Consider the following 15,241-nt stretch of genomic DNA (forward strand, 5'->3'; position numbering starts at 1 on the left):
GCGATTACTTCTTCAGCGCCCAGACGTTGGTCTGGACCGTGTCGGCGCCGATCTGGGCGGCCGTGTTCACGTCGGCCGACTGCTTCTGCGTGTAGTTGGCCGGGGCCTTCCACGCATGGTTGATGGCGCGCACCGAGTCGAAGTGGGTGTCGGCGCTGCCGGCGTACTCAGGCAGGTTGAGGATGTTGGCGGCGATGAACTTCTCGGTGTACTTCGAGCGGTTCATGTACGACGCGTCCACGGCCGGGTCGGCCAGCTGGAACATGTCCTGCAGCGTGCGCACGAACGAGAAGTGGCTGTAGGCGTCGCCGTCCGACACACCCTTGGGCGCGCCGGCCTGGTTGGTCAGGATGCCGAAGATGCTTTCGCCGTGGCCGCGGTTGCCCTTGGTGTAGTTGTTGACGCTGGCGTCGACCGTGACCGCGCCGGTCTTGGCGTCGACGACCACCGGCTTGGACACCGCGCTGTTGGACACGTTCCAGCCGCAGCAGGAGTTGAAGCCCGAGGTGGCGTTGCCTTCGTCGAACATCAGCACGATGGCGATGCGCTTGGCCGGGTTCTTCCACAGCGCCGAGGCCTGGATCTTCTTCACCAGTGCGTCGACGTAGTTGTCGCCGCGCGTGATGATGTTGGCCGCCGAGCTCTGGGCCACGTTGTTGGCGACGCTGCCGCAGTCGCTGGCCGTGCCGGCGGTGCCGTTGGCCAGCTTGCCGATGACGCTGATGCCGTGCATGTCGTCGCACTGGTCGGGGACCAGGAAGTTCAGCGTGCCGACCTTGCCGCTGGCCAGGTCGGTGCCGAGCTGGTCGACGTCGTAGTTGGCCGGCACCGCATAGGCGGTACTGGCCTTCATGTTGGCGTCCCACTGGCCGCCGCCCATGGTGCGGTTGCTGTACTTGAACTCCGGCGCGCTGCGGACGTTCTGGTAGGCCATGCCCGGATGGTGCTTGGTCTTGTACAGGCCGGCGGGCATCGGCAGCGTCAGGCCGGCGGTGCCGACCGCGGCGGTGTTGCCGTTGATCGTGCCCGGCGCGTAGACGTTGTCGGCGGCGGTGACGGCGGCGTCGGCCACGGAGTCGGTGCGGAAGTCCTGGCCCGGGTTCATCGACTCGCTGTAGGTGCGCCAGGTCATGCCGGCGGCCGTGATCGCGTTGAACAGGTTGGGCTTGCCGACGATGTTGTGGTTGACCGCGGCGGTCTGCGCGCAGCTGGCGGCGAACGGCGAGCTCGCCAGACCCGGCTGGGTCTTGTCCGGCAACGGCAGGTCGGTGACCGCATTGGCGCCGGTGGCGTCGCAGTTCCACTGGCTGTCGTCGGTGATGCCGAAGTCGTCGGCGCCGCCGAGGGCGGTGTAGTTCGGCTCGGACGGGTTGCCGGTGGCGTAGTAGCTGGTCAGCTGGTTGCCGGCGGCGAGCAGCGCGTTGATCTTGGGCGCCCACGGCGAGCCCTTGATCGACAGCGTGGCCTTGTTCTCCAGCATCACGATGAAGATGTGGTCGTAGCGCGGCACGCCTTCGAGTTCGAACGCGGCCTGCTGCGATTGCGCGAAGGTGATCTTGGCGCGGGCGTCGGTGCCGGTGGGCGCGGTGGCGACGCTCACGTTGGCGGCGCCGGCCAGGCGCGGATCGCCGCCGGGCGCGGCCAGCGCGTCGGGGTAGAGGTCGCCGCGGTCGAGCTTGGTGATCGCGTAGGTGAAGCGGTTGTCCAGCGCCTTGGACTCGGCCAGCATGGCGGCCTGCTCGGCGCCGGTGACGGTGTTCACGTCGGCCAGCACGTTGGCCGGCGACACGCCGATGCGCGTCGCGACGGTCTGCTTCTCGGTCGCGTAGCTGCTGCCGTTGGCCTCGACGAGGCGCTGCACTTCCGACGACAGCGGGCTGATGACGACGTTGCCGGCCTGCTCGATGACCTGGTCCAGCGACGCGCGCAGCACGTCGCGGCTGGCGACCTTGGCGCCGGTGGACAGGGTGGCGTCGGTGCCGATGTCGGCGATCAGCGCGGCGTTGGCCGGCAGGGTCAGCGAGAAGTGGCCCTTGGCATCGGTGACGACCGGGGTCTCGGTCGTGTCGCAGACGCCGTTGCCGTTGGTGTCGACGCAGACCTTGGCGCCGACGTAGTAGGCGGGATCGATCTTGGGATCGGTGGCGCTGCCGGCGGTGAAGCTGGTGGCGGTGACGACGCCGTTGATCGTGACGCTCGGCGACTGGGTGTCGCTGTCGGAGCCGCAGGCGGCCAGGATGGCCGCGGCAACGAGGGTGAGCGAGGCGTTCAGCGCGGTGGATTTGCTGTGTCGCATGGGAGTCCTGGAGTGGTGGCGATTGCTGTGCTCGAAGGCTCCGGGAGGAGACCGTTCGAAACGCCGCGCACTCTAGAAATCACGCATGACGGATCCGTGTCACTCGCCGTCAAGGCCGCGTGAGGGCCCTTGCGCCGCAAGGCCTCGCGTGTTTCGCAAAGTTACGTGAAGCGATGCGCACGTGAGAAATGGGATGAAGGTCGCACGTGGCTTGGCGAGGCCCCAACAGCTGGCAAAGGCAGCGACGGCAGCCGGTGCTTCTCAATGGCAGACGCCATGTTCAGAAAGCCTGAAGTCTGTTGCAGAACCTGTTGACGTCGACGAAGAGCCGCTCTCAATAAACATATGGTTGAACGAAAAGTCGATTGTATTAATATAAGTGTTATGTCAAAGAGATCTGCTTCCGTCGAGCAAATGCCCGTCGCGGTGCTGTCGCACCTGCGGGAGCTGGGTGGGAACCTCTCGCTCGCGCGCAAGCGGAGGCAGGAGCCGTTGACCGCCTGGGCGCAGCGGATCGGCGTGTCTGTGCCAACGCTGATGCGCATGGAGAAGGGCGATCCTGCGGTGTCCATGGCGGTCTATGCGACGGCCCTCTGGATCATGGGACGCGATGACGCGCTGCCAGACCTGGCGGCGCCCGAGCATGACCGCGGCGCGCTGGAGCAGGCGGTGCGTGTCGCGAAACAGCGTGCCGTCCGCAAGCGTCGGACGACTGAAGAGCGCCTCGTTGCGGATTGGCCTGCGCAAGGCGGTGAGAACGCCGAGGAGAAGCCATGATCGACAAGCGAATTCCTCTCGAGCTTCCCGACTCGCTGTGGCTGTGGTGGTTGGAGAACCCCGCCGCACCACGCCTTGTCGGTGAGCTGAGCATGACGCGCGCTGTTCAGGGCGTGTCGCTCACCTACGGATCGGATTGGTTGGCGTCAGGTGTTGCCTTGAGCGAGGACCTGCCGCTGCGGTCGGGGGAAATGCTGCCGGTGCAGAAGGAGACCGCGGTCGGCGCGGTCGATGACGCGCGCCCGGACCGGTGGGGCGAGCGGGTCATCCGTTTCCTCGACAAACCCAAACGTCTGTCGGTACTCGACTACCTCTACTACGCGGGGCATGAGCGCTTCGGAGCGCTCGGTGTGTCGGCTTCTGCCGATCGCTACGAACCCCGTCGGCTGGGACCTCTGCCGGAGTTGACGGAAGTCGCGGCCATCGAGGAACTGGTGCAGAAGATTCTCGCGGGCGAGCCTGTGGACGACGCCCATCGCCGACTGATCGCGCCAGGCGTCACCTTTGGCGGTGCGCGCCCCAAGGGTTTGATCACGATCGATGGCCATCAATGGGTCATCAAGTTCTCGGAGCCCGACGAAGCGTTCGACATGCCGCTCGTGGAGCACGCCACCATGACGCTGTGCGCGCATGCCGGCATTCATGCGGCAGAAACACTCGCCGTGCCGCTACCGCGCGGCAACGCCGTGGCGGTCCGGCGATTCGATCGGGCGGGCCCGCGTCGGATCCACGCGATATCAGCCAACGTGGCGCTCAAGGCGATGCGGGTCGACCTTGGCTATCCGGAACTCGCGCAACTGCTGCGTCGGCGTGGCGTGGTTGCCGATGGCGCGGGCCGCGAACAGATGCGCGAACTCTTCCGCCGCATGGTCTTCAACATCCTGATCGACAACACCGACGATCACGAGAAGAACCACGTCCTCTTGAGCACGGAGCAGGGCGAGTTGTCTTTGTCGCCGGCTTTCGACGTCTTGCCTTCCGGGCAGGCTCTGGGTTACCAGCAACTCCGTGTCGGCGCAGACGGTCATGACTCGACGATCGACAACGCCTTGTCGGAGTGCCTGCAGTTCGGACTCAAGAAGGATGTGGCGGTCGAAGAGATCCGCCATGTCGCGCGCGCCGTGGCTGGATGGAAGAGCCACTTCGCACAGACAGGCGTGTCGCCGCGTGATATCGACCTGCTGGCGGAACAGATCGATCGGGCGGCGCTCACCTCGCAGCGTAAGGCGTATCTCGATTGACGAGTAAGGGGGCAGGAAGGGCCTCAGCCCTTCACCCCGCCCGCCGTCAGCCCCGACACGATCCACTTCTGCGCCAGCAGGAACACCGCCGTGATCGGCAGCCCCGACAGCACCGCCGCGGCCGCGAAGTCGCCCCACAGGAAGCGCTGGTCGTGCAGGAAGTACTTCGAGCCCACAGCCAGCGTGAGGTTGGACTCCTCGCGCAGCAGCACCGACGCGACCGGGTACTCGATGATGCAGCCGATGAAGGCCAGCACGAACACCACCATCAGGATGGGCACCGCCATCGGCAGCAGCACCAGCCGGAACGCCTGCCAGTGCGACGCGCCGTCGACCTTGGCGTTCTCCTCGATCTCCACGGGGATGGTCTCGAAGTAGCCCTTGATCGTCCAGATGTGCGTCGCCACGCCGCCCAGGTAGGCGACGATCACGCCCGCGTGCGTCTCGATGCCCAGCCACGGCACGAAGGTGCCGATGGTCTCGAAGATCGCGTAGATCGCCACCAGCGCCAGCACTGCCGGGAACATCTGCAGCAGGAGCATGCTGTTCAGGATGCTGGCCTTGAACGGGAAGCGCAGCCGCGCGAAGCCGTAGGCCGCCGTCGTCGAGATCGCCACGATCAGCACCGCCGAGATCGTCGCCACCTTGATCGAGTTCCACAGCCACGTCAGCACCGGGAAGGGCGGCTGCACCAGCGAGCCGTCCGCCGCCTGGTACGGGATGCCCAGCGCGAGCTGCCAATGCTCCAGGCTGATGGTGGTGGGAATCAGGCTGCCCGTGGCGAAGTTGCCCGGCCGCAGCGAGATCGACACCACCGCCAGCAGCGGGAACAGCGTGACCGCCAGGAAGCCCCACAGCATCACATGCGCCGCGACGACGCGCCAGCGCGCCTGCTTGCTTCGAACGATGGCCATGTCGTGTCCTTGTCCGTCGATACCGGCCGCGTCAGCGGTTGGCGTTGCGCATGAGGCGCAGGTTGAGCAGCGACATGCCGGCGACGAGCACGAAGATCAGCGTGGAGATGGCCGCGGCCAGTCCGAAGTCCGTCCCCGAGTCGCGGAAGGCGATGCGGTAGGTGTAGCTGACCAGGATATCGGTCTGCCCGGCGGGGATCTTGGTGGACAGGTAGTCCGGCCGCCCGTCGGTCAGCAGCGCGATCAGCACGAAGTTGTTGAAGTTGAACGCGAAGGCCGAGACCAGCAGCGGCGACAGCGGCTTGATGATCAGCGGCGCCGTGATCTTGAAGAAGTTGGTCAGCGGTCCCGCGCCCGCGAGTGCGGAGGCCTCGTACAGGTCTGAAGGGATGGCCTTCAGCAGCCCCGTGCACAGGATCATCACGTACGGATAACCCAGCCACACGTTGACGATCAGCAGCATCGTGCGCGCCAGCGACGGGTCCGCGAACCACGCCGGCCGCACGCCGAAGAGCGCGTCCAGGATCGCGTTGATCTCGCCGAAGTTCTGGTTGAACAGGCCCTTGAACACGAGGATCGAGATGAAGCCCGGCACCGCGTAGGGCAGGAACAGCAGCGTGCGGTAGGTCGTGCGGTAGCGCAGGTCCTCCCAGTTCAGCAGCACCGCCAGCATCATGCCGATGGCCGTCGCGAAGAGCACCGTCAGCAGCGAGAACATCACCGTCCAGCCGAAGATCGACAGGAAGGGGCCGCGGAACTCCGCGTCGAACAGCATGCGCTGGTAGTTCTGTGCGCCGACCATGACCTTGTAGCCGGGCGCGAGGTGCGTGCCGGCCGCCGCGCCCAGGCCCTCGTAGTAGCCGGTGCTCGCGTCCGGGCGGAAGAGGGCGCCGTCGGCGACGCGCTTCAACGCGCCGTCGGACTGCTCCTCGAAGTGCGGCCGGATCGGACCGAACTCGCGCAGGCCGAGGTAGCGCAGCGTCGAGGCATCGCCCGTGCCGCCGGTGGCTGCGGTGCCACCACGCTCACCCGGCAGCCGCAAACGCAGCTGCGCCAGTGCCTGACGATGCTCGACCAGCTCCTTCAACGTGAGTGCGGTGCCCAGCGTCGCGTCCGCGGGACCCGTGGCCTGCATCGCGACGTCGACCGGCTTCGTGCCCTGGCGCAGCGCCAGCGGCGGCGACACGAACTGCGCCGTGCCGCTGGCCGGGTCGCGCAGCACCACGCGGAAGTCGCCGCCGGCGCCGTGCACGCTGTAGTCGCGCACGGCCTCGAGCGCCGTGTCGTGCTGGTCGAGCAGGAACTCGCGCACGCGCTCCTGGCTCAGCAGGTGGGCGGACGAGTAGTTCGTGAAACCGATCTGCGTCGTGTACGCGAGCGGGAACGCGATGAACAGCAGCATCCCGGCCACGCCGGGGAAGAGGTAGCGGTAGGCGAAGCCGGCCTTGGACAGGTAGACCGCGAAGCCGGTGCCGAAGAGCAGCAGCACGCCGAGCGCCCAGCTCGTCAGTCCGGCCGCGTACAGCATGAAGACGAGGTACAGCGCCGCGAGCGCGATGACGGCCATCGTCGGCCAGTACAGCGCCTTGGCGATCCGGTCCAGGACGCCGGGCGCCTGCCGCGTGTAAGGCTCGGACAGCGGCGATCCGGGCAGGGCGGCGAGCGAGCCTGCCAGGGCGCCGGCGAGTGAGCCGGACGAGGCGCCGGGCGCCGGGGTCGATGCGGTCGTGGCGTTCATTGCTTCAGCAGCATCCGGCCCGACGCGCCGTCCAGCGCGTCCTTGGGGCTTTGCAGGCCGTTGGTGATGGCCTCCAGCGCCGCGTCCATCGCGGTCCAGAAGCGCCCCACCTCGGGGATGTTGGGAATGGCCTCGCCGGCGCGGGCGTTCTCCATGCTGGCGCGGATCAGCGGGTTCACCGACAGCTGCTGGTAGAAGGCCTTGTTGGCCGGCACGCCGATGGGGACGTCGGCGTCGAGCACCTGCAGCGACGCGGGTCGCATCAGGTGGTGTTCGATGAACTCGCGGGCGAGATCCTTGTTCTTCGACGGCGCCGAGATCATGCAGCCCAGCACCCCGACGAAGGGCTTGGACGGCTTGCCGGCCACCACCGCCGGGATCGGCGCGACGCCGATCTCGATGCCGGCCTTGCGCGCGTTCTCCCAGGCCCAGGGGCCGGAGATCATCATCGCCACCTCGCCGCGCGCGAAGCCCGACTCCATCTCGGAATACCGCGCGCCGCGCGGCATCACGCCTTCGGTGATCAGCCGCTCCAGCATCTTGCCCGCGGCCAGCGCGCCGTCGTTGTTGACGTCGACCTTCCGTGCGTCGAATTCGCCCTGCGCGTCACGCCCGAAGATCACGCCGCCGGCGCCCGCGAACATCGGCCAGGTGAAGAAGCTCTTGTTGTAGTCCCACAGGATCGCGTGCTTGCCGCGCTGGCGCAGGTCCTTGTCGAGCGCGATCAGCGCGTCCCAGGTCGCGGGCGGCTTGCCCACCAGCGCCTTGTTGTAGATCAGGCCGGTCGTCTCGATCGCGATCGGGTAGCCCCACAGGCGGCCCTGGTAGCGGAAGGCCTGCCAGGCGGCGGGCTCGACCTCGTCGTAAAGCGTCTTGCGCGGCTGCACCGGCGTCAGCAGCCCGGCCTTGGCCCACTCGCCGACGCGGTCGTGCGGCCAGCAGAAGACGTCCGGTCCCTTGCCGGCGCCGGCGGCCTGCGTGTACTTCTCGGGCGCGTCGACCGGATGCTCGACGACGACCTTCACGCCGGACGCGCGCTCGAACGCGTCGCCGACCTTCTGCAGCCCGTTGTAGGCCTTGTCGCCGTTGATCCAGACCAGCAGCTTGGGTGGCGCCTGCGCCGCGACCTGCCCGCAGCCGCCGAGCATCGCGACCGCTGCCGCCGCGACGAGTGCGCCGCGCATCAGCGACGACCGCGTGCGTCGCCGTGGAGCAGGGCGGGGCAGGGGCGCTGTGAGACCACGCGTCATGCCGGCGCTCCGAGCCGTTTGAATGCCAGGCCCTGGGCGTCGAACAGGTAGCAGAGGTCCGGCGGCAGATGCAGCTGCAGCGTGTCGCCGGCGCGCACGCGCGTCCTGCCGTCGAATTCGCAGGTGAGGGCGTCCTCGACGCCCGGGTAGGCGCAGTACGCATGCGTCACGCCGCCCAGCGATTCGACGAAGGTGACGGTGCTCGCGATCAGGTTGGCGTCGCCGCCGACCTCGAAGTGCTCGGGGCGCAGACCCAGCGTGACCTTGTCGCCGGCCTTCGCACGCGAGGCGTCCACGCGGGCGCGGATCATCGCGCCATCGCTCAAGCGCACCGTCGCGTGATCGGCACCGGCGGTCACCACCTCGGCCTCGATGAAGTTCATCTTCGGGCTGCCGATGAAGCCGGCGACGAAGAGGTTGTCCGGGTGCTCGTAAAGCTCCAGCGGCGTGCCGACCTGCTCGATGGTGCCGGCGCTCAGCACGACGATGCGGTCCGCCAGCGTCATCGCCTCGACCTGGTCGTGGGTGACGTAGACCATCGTGGTCTTCAGGTCCTCGTGCAGCTTCGCGAACTCGTAGCGCATGCGCACGCGCAGCGCGGCGTCGAGGTTGGACAGCGGCTCGTCGAAGAGGAAGACCTCGGGCTTGCGCACGATCGCGCGGCCGATCGCCACGCGCTGGCGCTGGCCGCCGGACAGGTCCTTGGGCTTGCGCTCCAGCAGGTGCTCGATGTGCAGGATGCGCGCGGCGTAGCGCACGGCGCGGTCGATCTCGTCCTTGGGCACCTTCGCCAGCTTCAACCCGAACGCCATGTTGTCGTACAGGTTCATGTGGGGGTAGAGCGCATAGCTCTGGAACACCATCGCGATGCCGCGCTCGGCCGGCGGCACGTCGTTGACCAGGCGGCCGCCGATGCGCAGCTCGCCGCCGGTGATGTCCTCCAGCCCCGCGATCGTGCGCAGCAGCGTGGACTTGCCGCAGCCCGAGGGCCCGACGAAGACCATGAACTCACCGTCCCGGATCTCCAGGTCGATGCCATGCAGGATCTTGGTCTCGCCATAGGCCTTGGCCACGGCTTGCAGCTTCACGTCCGCCACGGGATGTCTCCTTGTTTGTAGAGAATATACATGCCTGATTGGGGATTCACAACGCGGCTGAACCCAATGCAAGACGCTTGAATCTCATGAAATCAATGACTTGCAATCAAACTCGGGATTACCCGATGTAGTGAAACTACATTCTTTGAGCGGCCTGAGGGATACTTCGGCGCATGATGACCGTCTTCCCAGACCCGGCCCTGGCGGCCGGCCGGCATGAGCCGCTGGGCGCCACCGTCCGCGACGGGGGCGTCAACTTCGCGGTGTTCTCGGCCCATGCGACGCGCGTCGACCTGTGCCTCTATGACGAGACCGGCGCCGTCGAGCTGACGCGGCATGCGCTGGACGGTCCGGTCGACGGCGTGTGGAGCGGCTTCCTGCCCGGTGCGGCGGCGGGCCAACTCTACGGCCTGCGCGCGCACGGCCCGCACGCGCCGCGCGAGGGCCACCGCTTCAACGCGGCCAAGCTGCTGCTCGATCCCTACGCCCGCGAGATCGTCGGCGAATTCCGCAACCTGCCCGAGGATCACGGCTATCCCTTCGGCCATCCGGACGGCCCCTTCGCCTTGGACGTGCGCGACAACGGCCCGACCGCGCTGAAGGCGCGCGTCGCCGCGCCGCTCGCCGGCCCGGCGCCGCGCGCCAGCGCGCCGCGTCACGCACCGCGCGACGTGGTGCTGTACGAGGTCCATGTGAAGGGCTTCTCCATGCGCCATCCGGGGATCCCGGAAGCGCTGCGCGGCAGCTACGCCGCGCTCGCGCATCCGGTCGCGATCGCGCATTTCAAGCGGCTCGGCGTGACCACGCTGTCGCTGCTGCCGGTGCAGTTCGCCGTCGACGAGCCGCATCTCTTCGGCACCGGCCTGCGCAACTACTGGGGCTACAACACGCTCGGCTTCTTCGCGCCCGATCCGAGGCTCGCCTCGGTCGCCGTGCGTCACGACCCGACCGCCGTCACGGCCGAGTTCCGGGACATGGTCCAGGCGCTGCACGAGGCCGGGCTCGAGGTCGTGCTCGACGTCGTCTACAACCATACGCCCGAAGGCAACGAGTGGGGTCCGACGCTGTCGCTGCGCGGGCTCGACCAGAAGAGCTACTACCGCCTGCAGGCCGACGATCCCGCGCGGATGGAGAACCTCACCGCCTGCGGCAACACGGTCAACGTCGAGCATCCGCGCGTCACGCAGCTGGTGCTGGACTCGCTGCGGTACTGGGTCGGCGAGATGGGGGTGGACGGCTTCCGCTTCGATCTCGCGCCGGTGCTGGGGCGCACCGCCCGTGGGCACGATCCCGGCTCGCCGTTCTACGCCGCGCTGCGGCAGGATCCGTTGCTGTCCCAGGTGCACCTGATCGCCGAGCCCTGGGACATCGGGCCGGACGGTTATCAGCTCGGCCGTTTCCCGGGGCGCTTCATGGAGTGGAACGACAAGTTCCGCGACACGACGCGCGGGTTCTGGCTCGGGCACGGACCGGACGGAACGGCCATCGGCCGCGCCGACTTCGCGCGCCGCTTCGCCGCCTCGAGCGATGTGTTCCGCGTCGGCGGCGCAGCCGGGGCAGCCGGGGCATCGGCGCAGCGCTCGCCGCTGGCCTCGGTCAACTTCCTGGCGGTGCATGACGGGTTCACCCTCGCCGATCTCGTCAGCCACAGCCGCAAGCACAACGACGCCAACGGCGAGGACAACCGCGACGGCCGCGACAACGAGCTGTGCGGCAACTTCGGTGTCGAAGGGCCGACCGACGATCCCGCCATCCGCGACGCCCGCGAGCGCGCCCGGCGCGCGATGCTTGCGACGCTGCTGCTGTCGCAGGGCACGCCGATGCTCTATTCGGGCGACGAGTTCGGCAACGGGCAGGGCGGCAACAACAACGCCTACTGCCAGGACAACGAGATCGGCTGGCTCGACTGGCCGAGCGCCGACGACGCGCTGATCGCCTTCACCGCCGGACTCGCGCAGCTTCGCCGGACGCATCCCTTGCTGCGGCATGCGCGGTGGTTCGACGCGCCGGGTGCGGCGCGCGACGCCGCCGGCGCCGGAACGCCCGCGACGCTCCGCTGGTACCACCCGGACGGCCGGGAACTGCGCGAGCCGGACTGGCACGACGGCGGCGTGCCGACGCTGGCCGCCGCGCTGCGTGACGACCACGAACGCCTGCTGTTGATCGCCAATCCGGGCGCGGCGTCGCTGCGTTTCGCACTGCCTCCCGACGGTGCGTGGCACCTGCTGCTCGACAGCAGCGGCGAACTCGCCCCCGCGCCTGTGAGCGGGCAGGAGATCGTCGCGCCGCCGCGTGCGCTCTTGCTGTGCATGGCCGCCGCAACCGCACCTTCCTCCCCCTGATACTTCGATACCGACCCTCGAGCGACACCATGACGATCGATCTGAACAAGCGCCAATCCGGCGTGCTGCTGCACGTCACCTCGCTGCCCGGCCCCCACGGCGCGGGCGACTTCGGCCCCGAGGCCTACCGCGTCGTCGACTGGCTGCAGTCGGCCGGCCAGTCGGTCTGGCAATGGCTGCCGAGCACGCCGATCGGCCCGGGCGAAAGCCCCTATCAGGGCGTGTCGGCCTTCGCCGGCAATCCGTGGCTGGTGGCCCTGGAGCCGTTGGTGGAGAAGGGCTGGCTCGCGCAGCCGGTGCCGCCCGAGGGCGGCTTCGACGCGAAGCGCGTCGACTACGCCCGCGTGCTGCCGTGGCGCGAGCAGCAGCTGCGCGCCGCCGCGGCGGGCTTCTTCGCGAAGGGCGCGGCGACCGACCGCGCCGCGTACGAACTCTGGTGCGTGTCCCAGCGCGACTGGCTGCAGGACTACGCGCTGTTCATGGCGATCCGCTCGCGCCGCGATGGGCAGGGCTGGTGGGAATGGCCGCGCGACCTGTCCGCGCGTGAGCCGCGCGCGCTCGTGACCGCTCGCGAGCAGTATGCGGACGAGGTCGCCTTCTGGCAGTTCGTGCAATGGTGCTTCGACGCGCAGGTCGGCGCGCTCAAGGCCTACGCGAACGAGCGCGGCGTCCACATCATGGGCGACCTGCCCATCTTCGTCGCGCACGACAGCGCCGATTGCTGGGCCCGTCCCGACCTGTACGAGTTCGACGAACACTTCCAGCCCACCGTGGTGGCCGGCGTGCCGCCCGATGCGATGGCCGCGACCGGTCAGCGCTGGGGCAATCCCATGTACCGCTGGGACAAGATGGCCCACGAGCACTTCGCCTGGTGGACCGCGCGCGTGAAGCGCATGCTGAGTTCCGCCGATGTCTTCCGCATCGACCACTTCCGCGGCTTCGCGGCGTACTACGAGATTCCCGCCGACAGCCCCGACGCGACGCGCGGCGTCTGGAAGACCGGTCCGGGCAAGGCGCTGTTCGACGCGATCGCCAAGTCGCTGGGCACGCTGCCCATCGTGGCCGAGGACCTGGGCTTCATCACGCCCGACGTGCACGAGCTGCGCGACGCGCTCGCCTACCCCGGCATGAAGATCCTGCAGTTCGGTTTCGGCGGCGACGGCTCGCACGAGTTCCTGCCCCACAACTGGCCCCGCGCCGCCGTCTGCTACACCGGGACGCACGACAACGACACCGTCCGCGGCTGGTGGAACCAGGCCAGCGCCCACGAGCGCGCCTTCGTCGCCGCCTACCTGGATTGCGGGGATAACGACCTCCACTGGGCCATGATCCGGGCCTGCGCCAATTCGGTGGCCAACGTCGCGGTGTATCCGCTGCAGGACGTGCTCGGGCTGGACAGTGCCCATCGCATGAACATCCCCGGCACCCTCGGCGGCAACTGGGAATGGCGCTTCACCTGGGACATGGTCGGCGCCGAGCCGGGGCGCGTGCTCGGCCGGATCGCCGCGACCAGCGGGAGAGCCCCTATTGCCGGCGCCGGACTGCCGGAGTGAAATCATCTGAAACCGCTTTCATGATTGCCTAGGGAAAGCGAGGGCGGTGATCGTGGGGGCCATCCCCTCACAATCCGATTCCCGAGAGACAACGTTGTCAACGATCGGCCGGGCCTCATCGCGCACCGGCCGGCGGACAGCGCAGAGGAGCCGCCGATGAGCACCACCGAGATCTTCCTGATCGCCATGGCGATCATCTTCACCGTCCCCTACCTGGTATGGCGGCTGGGCGGCACCGACTATGTCGCGCCCCTGGTCGTGGTGCAGATCATCACCGGCATCCTGCTCGGCCCCGGCGTGCTCGGCCGGGCCTTCCCCGACTATTACCAGTTCGTCTTCAACCCCGCGGTCGTGCAGTCGCTCAACGGCGTGGCGTGGTGGGCGGTGATGCTGTTCGTGTGGATCGCCGGCATCGAGCTCGACCTCAAGAAGGCCTGGGCGCATCGCGTGGAGAGCGGCATCACGGCGGGGCTCGCGTTGGGCGTGCCGATGGCCTTCGGCTCTGCGGCGGCCGTCGTGCTGTTGGGCATGGGTTCGCAATGGATGGGGACGCAGGCGCACACCTGGCAGTTCATCGTCGGCGTCGGCATGGCGTGCGCGGTGACGGCGCTGCCCATCCTCATCCTGCTGATGGAGAAGCTCGAGATCCTGCGCCAGCCGATCGGCCAGCGCATCCTGCGCTATGCCAGCCTGGACGACATCCTGATCTGGGCCGTGCTGGCGGTGATCCTGATGGACTGGTCCCGTGTCGGCAAGCAGGTGCTGTTCCTGGTCGCCTTCGCGGTGGCGACGATCCTGTTCCGTCGCCTGATGCGCGCCATCCCTGCGCGCGACCGGTGGTACGTCGGCCTGATCTGGCTGGCCATCATCGCGTTCGGCGCGGACTGGTGCGGCCTCCACTACATGGTCGGCGCCTTCCTGGCCGGCGTCGTGATGGATGCCGAGTGGTTCGACCAGCAGCAGATGGACGCGTTGCGCCACCATGTGCTGCTGGTGATCATGCCGGTCTTCTTCCTCAGCACCGGGCTGCGGACGAAATGGGGACTGGAAGGTGGTGTCGTCTTCGCCGCGGCGGCGCTGCTGCTCGCGGCCTCGGTCAGCGGCAAGCTGCTGGGCACGCACCTGGCGGGACGCATCCTGCGATGGGCGCCGGGCGAGGCCGGCATCATCGGCTGGCTGCTGCAGACCAAGGCGCTGATCATGATCATCTTCGCCAACGTGCTGCTCGACAAACAGATCATCACCAGCGAAACCTTCACTGCGCTGCTGCTGATGGCCGTGGGGTCGACGATGCTGACGGTCCCGGTCGTGGCGCCGCGTCTGGCGCGGATCAAGGAGCTGGTGTTCCGCGCCAGTTGACCGGGCGTCTCACGGGCGGGGCGACCCTCAACGTTCCGGTCGACGATCCTGTCACCGCGCCAGCATCGCCGCGTGAGCCAAGGTCGGCATGTGCGGCAGCATCGACGTCGTCGGGACCATCGCGGCCTGGGCTGCCGCGCTGACGACCACGGCGGCGGTCGCCGACCACGGCAGTCCGACGCGCGCCTCGGACAGCAGCCGGGCCGGCAGCTCCGCGGCGAGGGGAACGATGGCGAGGAACTCGTCCGCGCGGGCCAGCTCGATCTCCTGTGCCGACATGCCCACGAACACATGCGCGAAACCCTGCTCGATGGCATCGAGCGCCGCTTCCGTCGCGCGGCGCCAGCGTTTCACCGCCGCGACGTCGGCCCGGGACGCGGACTCCGGTACCGGCCAGCGAGGATCGCCCCGGTCACCGCCTGCGCCGCCTGGAACGCGTCGACCACGCCGGCCGGGCCGCCCAGCCGGGCGTCCAGCACCTGGCTCGCGATCATGCGCGCCAGTTCGTGCTGGTGGTACGGGACCATGATCCTCTCGAGAATGACTTCGTAACGACGCATGACGGTTCCTTCGGGCGGGTGTTTCTGCAAATGGAGGAGTGAGAATACTGGATGAAAAACCAGTATTCAATCGCCATTCGAGGGACAACTGCCAGGCGCTGACAGCAGCGCCCG

General features: G+C 68.2%; 12 protein-coding genes. 5 read left to right on the top strand and 7 right to left on the bottom strand.

What is annotated here, in order from left to right; translation table 11 throughout:
* Nucleotides 1–4 precede the first annotated feature (4 nt).
* Entirely contained in the window at nucleotides 5–2,296 is a 2,292-nt protein-coding gene (locus tag ACQ86G_RS16230) for a phosphoesterase (RefSeq protein WP_431256305.1), read from the bottom strand.
* A gap of 414 nt (nucleotides 2,297–2,710) precedes the next feature.
* Here ACQ86G_RS16230 and ACQ86G_RS16235 point away from each other — a divergent pair, with 414 nt between their 5' ends.
* Nucleotides 2,711–3,073: an XRE family transcriptional regulator gene (locus tag ACQ86G_RS16235; RefSeq protein ID WP_431256306.1), complete on the top strand. Its 363-nt coding sequence runs from the start codon at nucleotides 2,711–2,713 to the stop codon at nucleotides 3,071–3,073.
* A complete protein-coding gene (locus tag ACQ86G_RS16240; protein WP_431256307.1) occupies nucleotides 3,070–4,314 on the top strand; it encodes a type II toxin-antitoxin system HipA family toxin in 1,245 nt (414 codons plus the stop codon). The genes ACQ86G_RS16235 and ACQ86G_RS16240 overlap by 4 nt, the downstream gene beginning before the upstream one ends.
* A gap of 23 nt (nucleotides 4,315–4,337) precedes the next feature.
* Here the strand turns inward: ACQ86G_RS16240 and malG are convergent, their stop codons facing one another.
* The 4 genes from malG to ACQ86G_RS16260 form a co-directional block, all read right to left on the bottom strand.
* The gene (gene malG, locus ACQ86G_RS16245) at nucleotides 4,338–5,228 is read right to left on the bottom strand and encodes a maltose ABC transporter permease MalG (protein WP_431256308.1); all 891 of its coding nucleotides are present in this window, start codon (nucleotides 5,226–5,228) and stop codon (nucleotides 4,338–4,340) included.
* A 31-nt stretch (nucleotides 5,229–5,259) separates the two neighbouring features.
* Nucleotides 5,260–6,966, bottom strand: a complete 1,707-nt coding sequence (malF, locus tag ACQ86G_RS16250) for a maltose ABC transporter permease MalF (protein ID WP_431256309.1) — start codon at nucleotides 6,964–6,966, stop codon at nucleotides 5,260–5,262.
* Complete coding sequence (malE, locus tag ACQ86G_RS16255; RefSeq protein ID WP_431256310.1) at nucleotides 6,963–8,150, bottom strand: maltose/maltodextrin ABC transporter substrate-binding protein MalE; 1,188 nt, start codon at nucleotides 8,148–8,150, stop codon at nucleotides 6,963–6,965. Before malE ends, malF begins: the two co-directional genes overlap by 4 nt.
* Before the next feature lie 62 nt (nucleotides 8,151–8,212).
* The gene (locus ACQ86G_RS16260) at nucleotides 8,213–9,313 is read right to left on the bottom strand and encodes an ABC transporter ATP-binding protein (RefSeq protein ID WP_431256311.1); all 1,101 of its coding nucleotides are present in this window, start codon (nucleotides 9,311–9,313) and stop codon (nucleotides 8,213–8,215) included.
* Between the two features lie 173 nt (nucleotides 9,314–9,486).
* Between ACQ86G_RS16260 and glgX the strand changes: the two genes are divergently transcribed.
* From glgX to ACQ86G_RS16275, 3 genes are all read left to right on the top strand, one after another.
* On the top strand, nucleotides 9,487–11,655 hold the full coding sequence (glgX, locus tag ACQ86G_RS16265; protein ID WP_431256312.1) for a glycogen debranching protein GlgX: 2,169 nt from the start codon (nucleotides 9,487–9,489) through the stop codon (nucleotides 11,653–11,655).
* A gap of 29 nt (nucleotides 11,656–11,684) precedes the next feature.
* The gene (gene malQ / locus ACQ86G_RS16270; protein WP_431256313.1) at nucleotides 11,685–13,208 is read left to right on the top strand and encodes a 4-alpha-glucanotransferase; all 1,524 of its coding nucleotides are present in this window, start codon (nucleotides 11,685–11,687) and stop codon (nucleotides 13,206–13,208) included.
* A 156-nt stretch (nucleotides 13,209–13,364) separates the two neighbouring features.
* Nucleotides 13,365–14,567, top strand: a complete 1,203-nt coding sequence (locus ACQ86G_RS16275; RefSeq protein ID WP_431256314.1) for a cation:proton antiporter — start codon at nucleotides 13,365–13,367, stop codon at nucleotides 14,565–14,567.
* A gap of 51 nt (nucleotides 14,568–14,618) precedes the next feature.
* Here the strand turns inward: ACQ86G_RS16275 and ACQ86G_RS16280 are convergent, their stop codons facing one another.
* Both ACQ86G_RS16280 and ACQ86G_RS16285 read right to left on the bottom strand, forming a co-directional pair.
* On the bottom strand, nucleotides 14,619–14,921 hold the full coding sequence (locus ACQ86G_RS16280; protein ID WP_431256315.1) for a hypothetical protein: 303 nt from the start codon (nucleotides 14,919–14,921) through the stop codon (nucleotides 14,619–14,621).
* Nucleotides 14,918–15,094, bottom strand: coding sequence for a hypothetical protein (locus tag ACQ86G_RS16285; RefSeq protein ID WP_431256316.1), 177 nt, complete (start codon nucleotides 15,092–15,094; stop codon nucleotides 14,918–14,920). The genes ACQ86G_RS16280 and ACQ86G_RS16285 overlap by 4 nt, the downstream gene beginning before the upstream one ends.
* Nucleotides 15,095–15,241: the final 147 nt, after the last annotated feature.

This window comes from Roseateles chitinivorans, assembly GCF_050632145.1.
In the GTDB taxonomy this organism is placed as follows: domain Bacteria; phylum Pseudomonadota; class Gammaproteobacteria; order Burkholderiales; family Burkholderiaceae_C; genus Roseateles; species Roseateles chitinivorans_B.